Raw genomic sequence first — 13,715 nt, 5'->3', positions numbered from 1 at the left:
GATCGTCACGTTCTGATTATCTTATCCAGTTTTCAAGGTTCACATTGAAAGATCGCTTGATCTCTCAAAACTGAACAACCAACCAGGTACATCTTCCGTATGCGGCAGCTTCCCGACTTTCTCGAAAGAGAAAGAGGTCGCCTTGCATATGTCCTTAGAAAGGAGGTGATCCAGCCGCACCTTCCGATACGGCTACCTTGTTACGACTTCACCCCAATCATTGGCCCCACCTTCGGCGGCTGGCTCACATAATGTGTTACCTCACCGACTTCGGGTGTTGCCAACTCTCGTGGTGTGACGGGCGGTGTGTACAAGGCCCGGGAACGTATTCACCGCGGCATGCTGATCCGCGATTACTAGCGATTCCGGCTTCATGCAGGCGAGTTGCAGCCTGCAATCCGAACTGAGAATGGTTTTATGGGATTTGCTACACCTCGCGGCTTCGCTGCCCTTTGTACCATCCATTGTAGCACGTGTGTAGCCCAGGTCATAAGGGGCATGATGATTTGACGTCATCCCCGCCTTCCTCCGGTTTGTCACCGGCAGTCACCTTAGAGTGCCCAACTGAATGCTGGCAACTAAGATTAGGGGTTGCGCTCGTTGCGGGACTTAACCCAACATCTCACGACACGAGCTGACGACAACCATGCACCACCTGTCACTTGGTCCCCGAAGGGAAAACCCTATCTCTAGGGCGATCCAAGGATGTCAAGACCTGGTAAGGTTCTTCGCGTTGCTTCGAATTAAACCACATGCTCCACCGCTTGTGCGGGCCCCCGTCAATTCCTTTGAGTTTCAGCCTTGCGGCCGTACTCCCCAGGCGGAGTGCTTAATGCGTTAACTTCAGCACTAAGGGGTGGAAGCCCCCTAACACCTAGCACTCATCGTTTACGGCGTGGACTACCAGGGTATCTAATCCTGTTTGCTACCCACGCTTTCGCACCTCAGCGTCAGAAACAGACCAGAGAGTCGCCTTCGCCACTGGTGTTCCTCCACATATCTACGCATTTCACCGCTACACGTGGAATTCCACTCTCCTCTTCTGTCCTCAAGTTCCCCAGTTTCCAATGACCCTCCACGGTTGAGCCGTGGGCTTTCACATCAGACTTAAGGAACCGCCTGCGCGCGCTTTACGCCCAATAATTCCGGACAACGCTTGCCCCCTACGTATTACCGCGGCTGCTGGCACGTAGTTAGCCGGGGCTTCCTCGTTAGGTACCGTCAAGGTACCGCCCTGTTTGAACGGTACATGTTCTTCCCTAACAACAGAACTTTACGATCCGAAGACCTTCATCGTTCACGCGGCGTTGCTCCGTCAGACTTTCGTCCATTGCGGAAGATTCCCTACTGCTGCCTCCCGTAGGAGTCTGGGCCGTGTCTCAGTCCCAGTGTGGCCGATCACCCTCTCAGGTCGGCTACGCATCGTCGCCTTGGTGAGCCGTTACCTCACCAACTAGCTAATGCGCCGCGGGCCCATCTGTAAGTGATAGCTAGAAGCCATCTTTTACCTTCCTCTCATGCGAGATGAAGGATTACCCGGCATTAGCCCCGGTTTCCCGGAGTTATTCCGATCTTACAGGCAGGTTGCCCACGTGTTACTCACCCGTCCGCCGCTCATTCCACAGGCTTCACCCCGAAGGGGATCCGCCTGCTTCCTGCGCTCGACTTGCATGTATTAGGCACGCCGCCAGCGTTCGTCCTGAGCCAGGATCAAACTCTCCATAAAAGTTAAAGTTTGACTTGCTCATTTGCACACCGAATGTGCTTGTTTCAAATTCTCTCTATTTAATAGAAAGAATATATTGACGTACTGGTTGGTTCGTTCAGTTTTCAAAGATCAAAATTGTTCAATGGTGGGCCTGAGTGGACTCGAACCACCGACCTCACGCTTATCAGGCGTGCGCTCTAACCAGCTGAGCTACAGGCCCCTAGTGGTAGTTAAATAATGGAGCGGGTGAAGGGAATCGAACCCTCATCATCAGCTTGGAAGGCTGAGGTTTTACCACTAAACTACACCCGCGTATATTTGATTTCATCATCCTTGTTCGGATATGCCTCTTCCTCTAAAAGCTTTTTCTAGGAAATGAATCCGTCGAGGCAACTCGATGTGTATTCGGGGAAGTTTTGCTCGTGGTTGAGGTTTCACCACTAAACTACACCGTACAATATAATGTTAAGGATGGAAAATCGATGGTCGGGAAGACAGGATTCGAACCTGCGACCCCTTGGTCCCAAACCAAGTGCTCTACCAAGCTGAGCTACTTCCCGTAATGGCGCGCCCGAGAGGAGTCGAACCCCTAACCTTCTGATCCGTAGTCAGACGCTCTATCCAATTGAGCTACGGGCGCCTTTTTTGAAGCGACATCATTCAATATACCATGTTTCAGCTTGAAATGCAATGCTTTTTTTAAATAAAAGCTTAGTGCGGCCGAGAGGACTTGAACCTCCACGGGGTTGCCCCCACTAGGCCCTCAACCTAGCGCGTCTGCCGATTCCGCCACGACCGCTAATTGAATACACTGAGTTTCAGTGAATGTATATAAGTGCGGGTGGAGGGACTTGAACCCCCACGCCGTGAAGCACTAGATCCTAAATCTAGCGTGTCTGCCAATTCCACCACACCCGCTAAAAATGGTGAGCCATGGAGGGCTCGAACCTCCGACCCTCTGATTAAAAGTCAGATGCTCTACCAGCTGAGCTAATGGCTCTTAATAAAAAGTTGTATCTTGTACGTTTAAAAGTGTTCTCGTCGTGTTGTAAATTAAACCAGTGAATCTGTACCCCTCGCAAGCAAGGATGTAACTCCAATGATTCGCTTTACTAGTTGAGCTAATAGCTCTTAAGTTGAAAGGTATTCTCGTACTCTAACAACAAATGTCCTATTAACTAACTTTAGTGAAAACTTCATCTGAAAGTTTCATTTCAAATCTGTTTTCTTTTAAAAGCACAAGGAACATCATATAATTTTATTTCATCTTTGTCAACCCAAGGGACAAAATAAAAATGGCTGGGCCAGCTGGATTCGAACCAGCGCATGACGGTACCAAAAACCGTTGCCTTACCGCTTGGCTATGGCCCAAAAACATGGCGGTCCGGACGGGACTCGAACCCGCGACCTCCTGCGTGACAGGCAGGCATTCTAACCAACTGAACTACCGGACCTAACATATGTAAATCAAAGTGACCCGTACGGGATTCGAACCCGTGATACCGCCGTGAAAGGGCGGTGTCTTAACCACTTGACCAACGGGCCATTTCACAAAAAATAAAATGGCGGAGAAGGAGGGATTTGAACCCTCGCGCCGCTTGCGCGACCTACACCCTTAGCAGGGGCGCCTCTTCAGCCACTTGAGTACTTCTCCGTAATGGCTCCACCGGTAGGATTCGAACCTACGACCGATCGGTTAACAGCCGATTGCTCTACCACTGAGCTACGGTGGATCAATGTTAATATCGCTTAGCTTATCATATGTAAATATCGTTACAAGATCAGCGACGTTCTATATTTTATAACACTAAATAGTTTATGTCAAACCATTTTTAATTAAAAAGTATTTTGTTATAAAAAGGGTTTTGCTTTTTTTAAGGCTTATTTAATTTAACACGCTCCTACACAATTCGTCAATGCCTTTCTAACTCTTTTTTAATTCACCCATGCATTTCCCACATCGGTATTTTTCTATATTTATTCTTTTCCTTCGAACATACTCATTTGCACAATGCGTACATATGTAAACATGTTTCTTCTTTTCTTCAGAAGGTAGCGGCTTACAGTGCCTTGGAGACCCTGTCTTTTTTAAGAGTTCCTTAAATGCTCGGTCTTTATGAGCGAATCCTTTTCCCTCGATGTGCAAATGATAATGGCAAAGCTCGTGTTTAATAATGCCGACGAATTCTTCTTCATTCATTTCCATTAAGTATTTTGGGTTTAATTCAATAACTCTCTTTGAAGGGATGTACCTCCCTCCTGTTGTTCTCAATCTGGGATTGAAGGTTACATGATCTACATATGGTTTCCCGAAAAATTCCTGCGATATTCTGTTCGTCCACTTCTGTAAGTGTTGTTGATTTATCGACATATCGGAACACCTCTCCCCTTTTTTGCATAGTCTATTATAAAGGGGAATGTCTCCAATTACAAAAGGAGGAGATTTAATTGCCACATTGGCTTCGTAAACAGATGTTCAATGCCTTTTTAAATAAAGATAAATATCAGATCAAAATGCTGAATCAATGTTGGTACTTTTACCATCATCGATTTAAATAAAATAAACCTGGAAGAATGGTATCTCCCAGGCAGCCTTTCACCTATTTTTGAAGCATTGTAAGTGCAATTCGTTGTTTTTGCACATCTACATTTTCTACCCAAATGGTAACGACATCACCTACTGAAACAACATCCATAGGGTGTTTAACAAATTTATTCGACAACTTTGATATGTGAACAAGCCCATCTTGCTTCACACCAATATCTACAAAAACCCCAAAATCAACAACATTGCGTACTGTTCCCTCAAGCTCCATCCCTTGTTCAAGGTCCTCCATTGACAGGACATTTGTTTTAAGTAACGGTTTCGGCAAGTCATCCCTCGGATCTCGACCAGGTTCCGTCAATGATTTAATAATATCTAGAAGCGTAGGTTCTCCTATATCAAGTTGTTCAGCTGTAGCAGGAATGTCAATTTTATTAACCTTTTCCTTAATTTCTTCGTTTCCTAGCTCCTCTGGTGAACAATCTATTTGCTTAAGCAACAAGTGAGCAGCTTTGTAGCTCTCTGGGTGAATCGATGTTTTATCTAATGGTTCCTCCCTTCTAAAACGCGCAAAAAACCGATACTTTGCTCGAAAGTCTTAGCTCCTAAGCGTGGAATATCCTTTAATTGCTTTCGACTTGTGAATTTCCCTACTTCTTCTCGTTTTTTTACGACGTTATTAGCAACGCTTTTACTAAGACCCGCTACATATTGAAGTAAAGACGAAGAAGCTGTATTCACGTTAACACCTACTTGGTTTACAGCTGTTTCTACAACAAATGTGAGGGAACCACTTAATTTCTTCTGGCTCACATCATGTTGGTACTGACCTACCCCAATCGATTTCGGATCAATTTTCACAAGTTCAGCAAGTGGATCTTGCACTCTTCTTGCAATGGATACTGCACTTCGTTCTTCTACTTGTAAATCCGGGAATTCTTCTCGTGCCAGCTTAGACGCAGAATACACACTGGCACCTGCTTCGTTAACGATCATATAGGAAGCTGGCAGTGTATAATTTTGAATCATCTCAGCAATAAATTGTTCCGTCTCCCTTGAAGCTGTCCCATTACCAATAGCAATCAGTTCAATAGGATATTGATCAAAATACGCACGAATCTTTTTCTCCGAACCTTCTACATCACTCTTTGGAGGTGTTGGGTATATCACCGATACATCGAGCATCTTCCCTGTTTCGTCAACTACTGCAAGCTTACAACCGGTTCGATAGGCCGGGTCCACCCCTAGCACTACTTTCCCTTTAAGAGGCGGTTGCAACAACAAGTTCTTTAAATTACTTGAGAATACTTCGATTGCCTTCTCTTCCGCAGTCTCCGATAGAGAATTGCGTATCTCCCTTTCAACAGACGGCTGAATCAAGCGTTTATAACTGTCTTGAATAGCTTCGGTTAAAATTTCGCGGAGATCCTGAGCTGTCGCTGTATGAATAACGTTCTTTTTAAGAAAATCAATAATTGCGTCTTCGGGCGGATGTATAGCAACCTTTAATACTTCCTCCTTTTCCCCCCGGTTTAATGCGAGCACTCTATGGGAGACGATGGATCGAACAGGTTCTTGGTATTCATAGTACATTTCAAAAATTGACTTCTCATCTTTTTGCTCATTTTTCACAGAGGATTCAATCGTGCCACTGCGATGTGTTTGCTGGCGAATACGATCTCGAAATTCAGGGCTATCTGAAATCCATTCAGCTAAAATGTCGCTGACACCGAGAGTTACCTCCTCTAGCGTATGTAGTGCATGCTCCTCAGAAAAATAAGTCGCGGCTTCCTCTTTATAATTAAAGCTATGTTGCTTCCACACGAGTAACGCGAGCGGCTCCAGCCCTTTCTCTTTCGCAACTGTCGCTCTAGTTCTCCGTTTTTGTTTAAATGGGCGGTAAAGGTCTTCTACTTTTTGCAACTGGACAGCTTCTTCAATTTGCTTTTTCAGGTCATCCGTCAACTTACCTTGTTCGTCAATTAAACGGATTACTTCTTCTTTCCTTTGCGTTAAGTTTAGAACATAATTCCACTGGTCTTCAATTGACTTAATTTGAACTTCATCAAGGCCCCCGGTTAATTCCTTACGATAGCGGGCAATAAATGGAACTGTATTCCCCTCGCCTAGTAATTCAATTACCTGATTGATTGGTTTGAGAGCCAAACCCGTTTGTTTAGCTACAAGACTTGCTACATCAGTTTTTTCAATTAATTCACTCAAAAATAAACCTCCTAACATTACCTTCCACATTTTATTGTATCAGAATAGATCGCTGATTTCCTAAACATCATGAAAGGGCCTCATTCTTAATGTAAGAATAAGACCCTTTCAGTTATATTCCATGGCAATGAGTGTTGTGTCATCCTCACGTGAATGTCCATAGAGTTCCTTATACTGTTCGGTGATTAAGTGAATGTTATGAGTGTTTGTATGCTTTAAAGATAATCGGCGTTCACTGACGCCATCTGAAAAGAGTAGAAAAATCATTCCAGACTTTACGTCACCACGAGTTACTTTAAGCTTTCGTGGGTACCCGGCTAAATAACCAGCTAACGGTATGTTTCTCTGCCGTTTTCCACCTTGTTCAAGTGTAATAACTCCAATGTTACCAATTGATGAATAGGAATAGGTTTGATCATTAAAATCAATCCTGAGTATGCCTAAAACAACGCCCCGTTTACCAAATAAGGCATCATTACACTTTTTTATGATCGATTCAATCGCCAGATCAGGGAACCTTTCGATGACATCCATGACGGCTTGAGAGGACTCTTTAGCTAATTCCCCACTCCCCAAACCATCGGCTAAAGCACAGATAAATGCCTCATTGGTTTCTTTGTGAAAATAACTATCTCCGCAATGGTAATTTCCCTTTTTTGCCTTCTGATAGACAGATACATCTACATGTTTGTACTCCCCATCCATTAAAACGCCTCAACGGACTCTGTTTGTAAGGCTTCTCTCAGCTTTTTCAATGCTCTTCGTTGCAGGCGTGACACGTGCATTTGAGAAATTCCAAGTTTTTCACCAGTATCTTTTTGGCTCATATTTTCAAAGTACGTGCACTGTAAAATCTCTTGTTCACGCTCATTTAGAGTCGGTAATACTTTTTGCAAGAGCATCTGTTGATCGATTTGATCATATCCACCTTCTTGGTTACCGATTAAATCCAAAATCGTGACCGTACTGCCATCTGAATCTGCTTCGATTTTTCGATCGACAGAAAGAGCCTTATAGCTTTTCCCCATCTCCATTGTCTCTAGAACATCTTCTTCAGATACTTCTAGGTAATCCGCAATCTCTATCACAGAAGGAGACCGTTGCAGCGTACTTGTTAACTCTTCAGCAGCTTTCTTAATTTTCGGTCCAAGTTCCTTTATTCTGCGTGGCACATGGACACTCCATGTTTTATCGCGAATAAATCGCTTGATTTCCCCTATAATGGTTGGAATGGCAAATGATTCAAATGATTTGCCATAGCCAGGATCATACCTACGAATAGCTGCAAGTAATCCTAACATTCCAACTTGTACTAAATCTTCATGAATCGTGCTGTTCTTAGAATATTTGCGTGCTATTGATTCCACAAGGTCTTTGTAGACTACTACAATTTTCTCTTGAACATCTTCATCACGCGGGTTCTCTTGTAAATATGCGATCCACTCATAGACCTCATCATTGTGTTGTCGAGATTTGGTCGCCATCTTGACCCACCTCATTTTCATGAAGGTATTTTGTCATTAGAACAATTACTCCATATTTACTGTTAATTTCCACTTTATCCATTAGAGCATCAATTAAGAATAGACCAAACCCGCCTTCCCGCAATTCGCCAATATCGTCGCTTTGGTTGTAAGGTCCAATATCTTCTTTAATTTCACCTAAATTAAAACTACCGCCACGGTCGGCTACCATGACTTCCAGGCGGTTCTCATAAATACCAAAACCAATAGTAATCTCACCTTCGCCTGTTTCCTTGTAAGCGTGCTTAACTGCATTCGTAATCGCTTCTGAAATCGCTACTTTTAAATCCTCAATATCCTCGTATGTAAAACCCATACGGTTAGCGATTCCTGATGTACTTAAACGAACAACCCCAACGTATTCAGCTTTAGCAGGGACCTTAACTTCAACAAAATCAAATGTTTCCATTATTACATCCCACCCCGCACTGTATTGTCGATGTTCATAATCTCAGTTAGGCCGGTAATCTTAAACAAACGGTGTACTCGATCCTGCATCTGAATAAGCTTCAGTTCTGTATTGTGTTCCTTCGTAGATTTTAGAGCACTAATAAATACTCCCAATCCCGTGGAGTCCATGTAATTGACTTCCTGAAGGTCTACTTCAATCGTCTGGCCTTCCTCTTTTGTTAAAGGCAGTAATGATTCTTTAAGTTTAGGAGCCGTAAATGCATCTACTTCCCCAGCTAGAGAAACATGAGTTATATTTTCTCCATTTATTACATCTATGGTCAAATTCATCTAGATCTCCTCCCAATGTCGCAAAAACTTCACCAGGTAAAAGTTACCCGATCTCATCTTATCTTAAACATTTCTTCGTAAAATAATTAGTGTAAAATCATCTCTTAATTGAAAATCCTGCAATCGTTCGAAGTGTTTGTAGACCTGTTCTACTGTTTCCTGTGCTGGAAGATGGGAGTATTCTCTTATGACCTCTAGTATTTCTTCCTGTTCTATAAAGCGGTCGCCTTGTCGACATTCCGTGACACCATCTGTCAATAGAACAACCATATCCCCGATACTTATTTCCTTACTATATTCTTTATAAGTAGCTTCAGGGGATACACCTAACACAAGACCTGAAGCTTCAATTTCTTCAAATTCATCTTTATTATTACTGTAATAAAAACCAGGTTCATGACCTGCTGAAGAATATTGAAACGTGTGATTAGTAATGTCATACATCCCGTAAAACATGGTTATAAACATACTAGGATCTATGTTCCTCTCAACAACACGATTTAGACTGCTTAAAATTACACTTGGATCCATCCGCATTTCAGGAAAGCTGTCCATTGAATATTTAATCATAGACATGCACAACGCAGCTGGAACTCCTTTCCCAATCACATCTGCGATAGCAATGCCAAGTGAGCCATTGCTATCCTCTACAAAATGATGGTAGTCACCATTCATCTGCTTAGCGGGTATACTCAATGCACCGACTTCCACGTCTTGACGTTCAGGTTTCACAGTAGAAAGGAGTGTTTTTTGCATATTGGCAGCTACAGATATCTCTGACTTGAGTTCTAGCTGCTTCTCCTTCATAGATTGATGTTCTTGATAGGCCATTCCATATGAGATCATCGTTTCTAGTAAAAAATTTAAAGATAATTGAATATATTCCGGCATATTCGGGTATAAGCCTTGTAATGACTCGATGTGCACATTGACGATTTCTTCAGGTGATATATTGTGTTGCATCGAGTGCTTACTAAATTGTTCTGCCTGATATAGAGCCTGTTCGTCTTTTGTTTTAATGTATTCCTGCATTAATTCTTTGTAATTTTCAAGATCAAGCTTAAGTGTATTCATTCATCTCCAACCTCCTTTAACGGAGCCACTTTATAACTTTGATTTCTGTTCCTTTTCCGTCCTCAGATTGAATATCAAATCCATCCATTAGCCTTTTGACCCCAGGCAGCCCAGCACCAAGTCCCCCGGATGTTGAAAACCCATCCTCCATGACTTGACTCAACTCTTTAATCCCAGGGCCGTTATCTATTGCAACAATACTTAATCCTTTTTGGTTCATATTTTCAAGGGCCTCAAAGCAAACTTTCCCCGTACCAGCATACAGGTAAATGTTCCTTGCTAACTCTGAGATTGCAGTGGCTATGCGCGCTTGGTCCACCGTTCCAAAGCCTACTTTCCTGGCCATATCACGTCCAACCTGACGTGCCCCCACAATGTCCCATTCCTTTTTAATATTTACACAGGATTGGAAGTCCATATCTACTCCTCCAGTTCCTGTTGAAGTTTAATCAACCCTTGTTCTAAATCTAATGCAGTAGGAACATCTTTCAGGTGTATTCCTAAGTCAATCAAAGTCATTGCAACTGCTGGTTGTATGCCGGTAAGAACAACTTTCGCCCCCATTAAATCGGACATCGTTACAACGTCACCAAGTACCTTTGCAATGAAAGAGTCTATAATGTCAACAGATGTTAAATCTATAACGACTCCTGTCGCTCCACTCTCATGAATTTTACTCAGCAAATCCTCTTGAAACTGAATAGCAGTCTGGTCGTCTAAGTCGATTTGGATGGAAATAAGCAAATAATTATGAAGCTTTAAAATTGGGATTCTCATTATCTTCACTCCCTGTTTAGAGAATCAACTAAGTTTTCAATATCTTTATCGTTCGTTTGAGCTTCTTCAATTGTCCGATTGGTTAATTCTAATGCCGTTTTAAATCCTTTACGCAAAGAACTCTTCGTAGGGAATTTCCCTAAATCTATTCCAAGGTTTACGATTGTTTGTGCAATTTCCGGACGAATTCCTACGAGGATACAACGTGAACCGACTAAACGAACTGCCTCAGCAGCCTGAATAATATGGTGAGCCACCATCGTATCTACGACAGGTACTCCTGTAATATCAATAAGCACGACTTCTGCATTATGCTTAATGACTCCATCTAAAAGGTTTTCCATTATCAATTTAGCCCGTTCTGTATCAATAGTTCCGATCAGAGGCATGATGGTAATATCATCCATAACCGGGATCAAAGGGGCGGAGAGTTCTTGTAAAGCAACACGTTGAAGAGAAACAATGTGCTCCCAGCTTCCTGAAAACTCATTAACCAATCGATTAATGACAGGATCAACCCAATCATCCACTTTCTTAAGCACTTTTGAGAAGTACTCTGAATCAATTTGATCAGACTGGGAAAGGATGAACTCCGTTATGACCCTCCGAAATACTTGCATCCCATCTGTCAAATAACTAAGAGGCCAACCTAAATTAATCAAACGCTCAGAGAAGTCATTTATCTCTGAAGAAACCCCATGTCGTTCGATGCTTGCGAAAATCACATTAACAAACTCACGATTCGTGCTTTCAAACAGCTCGTCCGATATCGTTGCAGTATAATCACTTTTCTTATGGTTATTTACCTCTTCCAGCCACATTTTCACAATCTCATCACTATGTTCAAGTACAATATTTTTTAATTTTTCATCCATTGTTTAGACCCCCGACTAAATTCTACAATGTCTTTAAATATAATTACCGTTCATTTGCCTATACAGGTATAATTTTATCAAAATATACAATGTAAATATACTAATTAATTTTTATTCTAGCCTTGTTCAAATGAACACGCCAACAAAACCCCTCTTCTATCAACAAAAATCCATAAAAAATAAAGCTGCCTAATTAAAGTCAGCTTTATCTTAAAAGTCGATTAGACCAAGGCTGATTTGCAACGATTCATTTACACGTTGCATCATAGATCCATCTAGTTGTGTGATCTTATCGGTCAAACGTTGTTTATCAATCGTTCTGATTTGTTCCAGCAGAATAACAGAATTGCGTTCGAAACCATATTTTTCAGCATTAATCTCAACATGTGTAGGAAGTTTTGCCTTTTGTATTTGCGCAGTAATCGCTGCAATAATAACTGTGGGACTGAAACGATTCCCGATATCATTTTGTAAAATCAGAACAGGACGCACTCCTCCTTGTTCTGATCCTACAACTGGGGACAAATCAGCGAAATAAACGTCTCCTCGTTTGACTATCACAGACTTCACACCCCGCTCACTAATTGCTCCAGGGTGTGATCTGCCTCCTCTTCGGCCTGAAAAGCTTCTGAAGCGATAGTTAGATTAATTCTCGCCATTTCCATATATCCACGACGCATGGATTCTCTAATATAGCGTTGTTTCTCTTCCCGCAAGTACATTTTCGTTGCTTTACACATGAAATCGCTCCGATCACTGTTTTCGAGTTGAACATGACCATCCACTTCGTTTAGCAGACTATCTGGAATACGAATGACAATCTCCTGCATGTTGTCGGACAAAACCATACACCTCCACCATCTTCTCTCAAAAAGAAACCAGTCAAATAAGTCCAATTTAATCTTATCATTCGCCCGTGTCTATTGCAAAGGAGTCTTGGTATTTTTTTTCGAAAAATGTTGCGCGGTGATTGATTATAAGGAGTATTGTCTTACGCTTACTAATAAAACCTCATAAAGTGTTGTCTACTTCTACAATATGCCCATTTATAAAATACATGCGTGGTACCCGGTAACTTATCATACAAGGGATCTCATAGTTAATGGTTTCCAAATAATCGGCCAGCTCATCTGTATGAATGATCTCGTTACCCTGCTTGCCAATTAATGTAACCTTAGTTCCAACAGAATATTCTCGATCCAGTTTAATCATGCATTGATCCATACATATTCTTCCGACTATAGGGTGACGTTTGCCGTCCACTAACACGTCCATTCCTTGTAGCTTTCGAATCCAGCCGTCTGCGTATCCGATCGGAATCGTTCCAATCCACTCCTCTTCCTCGGTTTGGTAGGTGGCCCCGTAGCTAATCGCTTCATTGGAATCCATTTTTTTCACATGGATTAATTGACTCTTTAATGAAAAGGAAGGATTAAGGTCAATCGGTCGCTCTTTCTTCACGACAGGAGACGGATAAAGTCCGTACATACTGATACCAAACCGAACAAAATGATGCATGTGCTCCGGGAAACGCTGACTAGCCGCGCTATTGCCTGTATGAATTTCTACAGGGTGCGGCCATACCCTTTTAAAGTGTTCATACATGTCTTGAAAACGCGCTGTTTGCTCCTGATAATAGGTTAGATCTTCTTCATCCGCCGTTGCAAAGTGAGTATACAACGCCTGTAATTCAAGGAGGGGACTCGCTTTAATGACGGAGAGAAGAGTGTCCATTTCTTTTGTACTTCGAATCCCGACTCTTCCCATCCCTGTGTCCCATTTCATATGAAGTTTAAGCGGTTTGTTAAATGAGGTTTCTTTCACTTGGTCAACCCATTCTTTCTGAAAAACAGTAACTGCAATATCATTCTCTGCAGCTATAGGCATGTCTTCTGGGCGGCTCCATCCCATAACTAGAATAGGTGCCGTGACCCCTGCTCTCCTAAGCTTAACTGCCTCATCCAGCAATGATACGGCAAGTCTCTTTGCCCCGGCACGCAGTGCTTGTTTGGCTACTTGCACATCTCCATGACCATATGCGTCAGCTTTCACTACAGCATAGATCCCTGTATGCTGCGGAAGCCGTTTCTGCATTTGTTCTATATTATATTCAATCGCTGATAGATCAATTTCTGCCCAAGTATCTCTATAAAATGCTTCAATTGACAAGGGAAACTCCCCTCTCTGTTTCAATATCTTTCTATTATTGAACGAGGGAAGCCAACTGTCAACAATGTGAAGAATGAGTT

General features: G+C 42.5%; 13 protein-coding genes, 12 tRNA genes, 1 rRNA gene and 1 pseudogene. 1 reads left to right on the top strand and 26 read right to left on the bottom strand.

What is annotated here, in order from left to right; translation table 11 throughout:
• Positions 1-158 precede the first annotated feature (158 nt).
• The 14 genes from MUO14_RS14905 to MUO14_RS14840 all read right to left on the bottom strand — a co-directional run bounded on the left by MUO14_RS14905 (position 159) and on the right by MUO14_RS14840 (position 4,079).
• Positions 159-1,726 (bottom strand): 16S ribosomal RNA (locus MUO14_RS14905).
• Positions 1,727-1,851: 125 nt separating this feature from the next.
• Positions 1,852-1,928 (bottom strand) — tRNA-Ile (locus tag MUO14_RS14900).
• Positions 1,929-1,946: 18 nt separating this feature from the next.
• Positions 1,947-2,020: transfer RNA gene (locus tag MUO14_RS14895), tRNA-Gly, on the bottom strand.
• 171 nt (positions 2,021-2,191) lie between these two features.
• Positions 2,192-2,268: transfer RNA gene (locus tag MUO14_RS14890), tRNA-Pro, on the bottom strand.
• Positions 2,269-2,271: 3 nt separating this feature from the next.
• A tRNA-Arg gene (locus tag MUO14_RS14885) sits at positions 2,272-2,348 on the bottom strand.
• A 75-nt stretch (positions 2,349-2,423) separates the two neighbouring features.
• Positions 2,424-2,507: transfer RNA gene (locus MUO14_RS14880), tRNA-Leu, on the bottom strand.
• Between the two features lie 37 nt (positions 2,508-2,544).
• Positions 2,545-2,626 (bottom strand) — tRNA-Leu (locus MUO14_RS14875).
• Between the two features lie 6 nt (positions 2,627-2,632).
• Positions 2,633-2,708 (bottom strand) — tRNA-Lys (locus MUO14_RS14870).
• Between the two features lie 296 nt (positions 2,709-3,004).
• Positions 3,005-3,079, bottom strand: a tRNA-Gln gene (locus MUO14_RS14865).
• Positions 3,080-3,085: 6 nt separating this feature from the next.
• Positions 3,086-3,162 (bottom strand) — tRNA-Asp (locus MUO14_RS14860).
• A 19-nt stretch (positions 3,163-3,181) separates the two neighbouring features.
• Positions 3,182-3,253, bottom strand: a tRNA-Glu gene (locus MUO14_RS14855).
• 18 nt (positions 3,254-3,271) lie between these two features.
• Positions 3,272-3,362, bottom strand: a tRNA-Ser gene (locus MUO14_RS14850).
• A 4-nt stretch (positions 3,363-3,366) separates the two neighbouring features.
• Positions 3,367-3,441, bottom strand: a tRNA-Asn gene (locus MUO14_RS14845).
• Between the two features lie 191 nt (positions 3,442-3,632).
• Complete coding sequence (locus tag MUO14_RS14840) at positions 3,633-4,079, bottom strand: SprT family protein (RefSeq protein WP_244755606.1); 447 nt, start codon at positions 4,077-4,079, stop codon at positions 3,633-3,635.
• A 77-nt stretch (positions 4,080-4,156) separates the two neighbouring features.
• Between MUO14_RS14840 and cmpA the strand changes: the two genes are divergently transcribed.
• Complete coding sequence (cmpA, locus tag MUO14_RS14835) at positions 4,157-4,267, top strand: cortex morphogenetic protein CmpA (protein WP_244751421.1); 111 nt, start codon at positions 4,157-4,159, stop codon at positions 4,265-4,267.
• Between the two features lie 41 nt (positions 4,268-4,308).
• Here the strand turns inward: cmpA and MUO14_RS14830 are convergent.
• The 12 genes and pseudogenes from MUO14_RS14830 to alr all read right to left on the bottom strand — a co-directional run bounded on the left by MUO14_RS14830 (position 4,309) and on the right by alr (position 13,635).
• Positions 4,309-6,494 (bottom strand): annotated as a pseudogene (locus MUO14_RS14830) (Tex family protein).
• 90 nt (positions 6,495-6,584) lie between these two features.
• A complete protein-coding gene (locus MUO14_RS14825; protein ID WP_244751420.1) occupies positions 6,585-7,181 on the bottom strand; it encodes a SpoIIE family protein phosphatase in 597 nt (198 codons plus the stop codon).
• Entirely contained in the window at positions 7,181-7,960 is a 780-nt protein-coding gene (gene sigB / locus MUO14_RS14820; RefSeq protein WP_244751419.1) for an RNA polymerase sigma factor SigB, read from the bottom strand. Before sigB ends, MUO14_RS14825 begins: the two co-directional genes overlap by 1 nt.
• Positions 7,932-8,408: an anti-sigma B factor RsbW gene (gene rsbW, locus MUO14_RS14815; protein WP_244751418.1), complete on the bottom strand. Its 477-nt coding sequence runs from the start codon at positions 8,406-8,408 to the stop codon at positions 7,932-7,934. The genes sigB and rsbW overlap by 29 nt, the downstream gene beginning before the upstream one ends.
• A gap of 2 nt (positions 8,409-8,410) precedes the next feature.
• A complete protein-coding gene (locus MUO14_RS14810; RefSeq protein ID WP_244751417.1) occupies positions 8,411-8,740 on the bottom strand; it encodes an STAS domain-containing protein in 330 nt (109 codons plus the stop codon).
• A gap of 63 nt (positions 8,741-8,803) precedes the next feature.
• Positions 8,804-9,814 (bottom strand): PP2C family protein-serine/threonine phosphatase, encoded by a 1,011-nt coding sequence (locus MUO14_RS14805; RefSeq protein ID WP_244751416.1) that lies wholly within the window; start codon positions 9,812-9,814, stop codon positions 8,804-8,806.
• Positions 9,815-9,830: 16 nt separating this feature from the next.
• A complete protein-coding gene (locus MUO14_RS14800; protein ID WP_244751415.1) occupies positions 9,831-10,232 on the bottom strand; it encodes an anti-sigma regulatory factor in 402 nt (133 codons plus the stop codon).
• Between the two features lie 2 nt (positions 10,233-10,234).
• Positions 10,235-10,591: an STAS domain-containing protein gene (locus tag MUO14_RS14795; protein WP_304654187.1), complete on the bottom strand. Its 357-nt coding sequence runs from the start codon at positions 10,589-10,591 to the stop codon at positions 10,235-10,237.
• A 5-nt stretch (positions 10,592-10,596) separates the two neighbouring features.
• Complete coding sequence (locus tag MUO14_RS14790) at positions 10,597-11,466, bottom strand: RsbT co-antagonist protein RsbRA (RefSeq protein WP_244751413.1); 870 nt, start codon at positions 11,464-11,466, stop codon at positions 10,597-10,599.
• Between the two features lie 210 nt (positions 11,467-11,676).
• Positions 11,677-12,027: a type II toxin-antitoxin system PemK/MazF family toxin gene (locus MUO14_RS14785; RefSeq protein WP_244751412.1), complete on the bottom strand. Its 351-nt coding sequence runs from the start codon at positions 12,025-12,027 to the stop codon at positions 11,677-11,679.
• A 5-nt stretch (positions 12,028-12,032) separates the two neighbouring features.
• A complete protein-coding gene (locus tag MUO14_RS14780) occupies positions 12,033-12,314 on the bottom strand; it encodes a CopG family ribbon-helix-helix protein (protein ID WP_244751411.1) in 282 nt (93 codons plus the stop codon).
• Between the two features lie 163 nt (positions 12,315-12,477).
• Complete coding sequence (gene alr, locus MUO14_RS14775) at positions 12,478-13,635, bottom strand: alanine racemase (RefSeq protein WP_244751410.1); 1,158 nt, start codon at positions 13,633-13,635, stop codon at positions 12,478-12,480.
• Positions 13,636-13,715: the final 80 nt, after the last annotated feature.

It is taken from the genome of Halobacillus shinanisalinarum, assembly GCF_022919835.1.
In the GTDB taxonomy this organism is placed as follows: domain Bacteria; phylum Bacillota; class Bacilli; order Bacillales; family Halobacillaceae; genus Halobacillus_A; species Halobacillus_A shinanisalinarum.
Note: the sequence above shows the minus strand (reverse complement) of the source record. Positions and strands in the feature narration are given on the sequence as shown.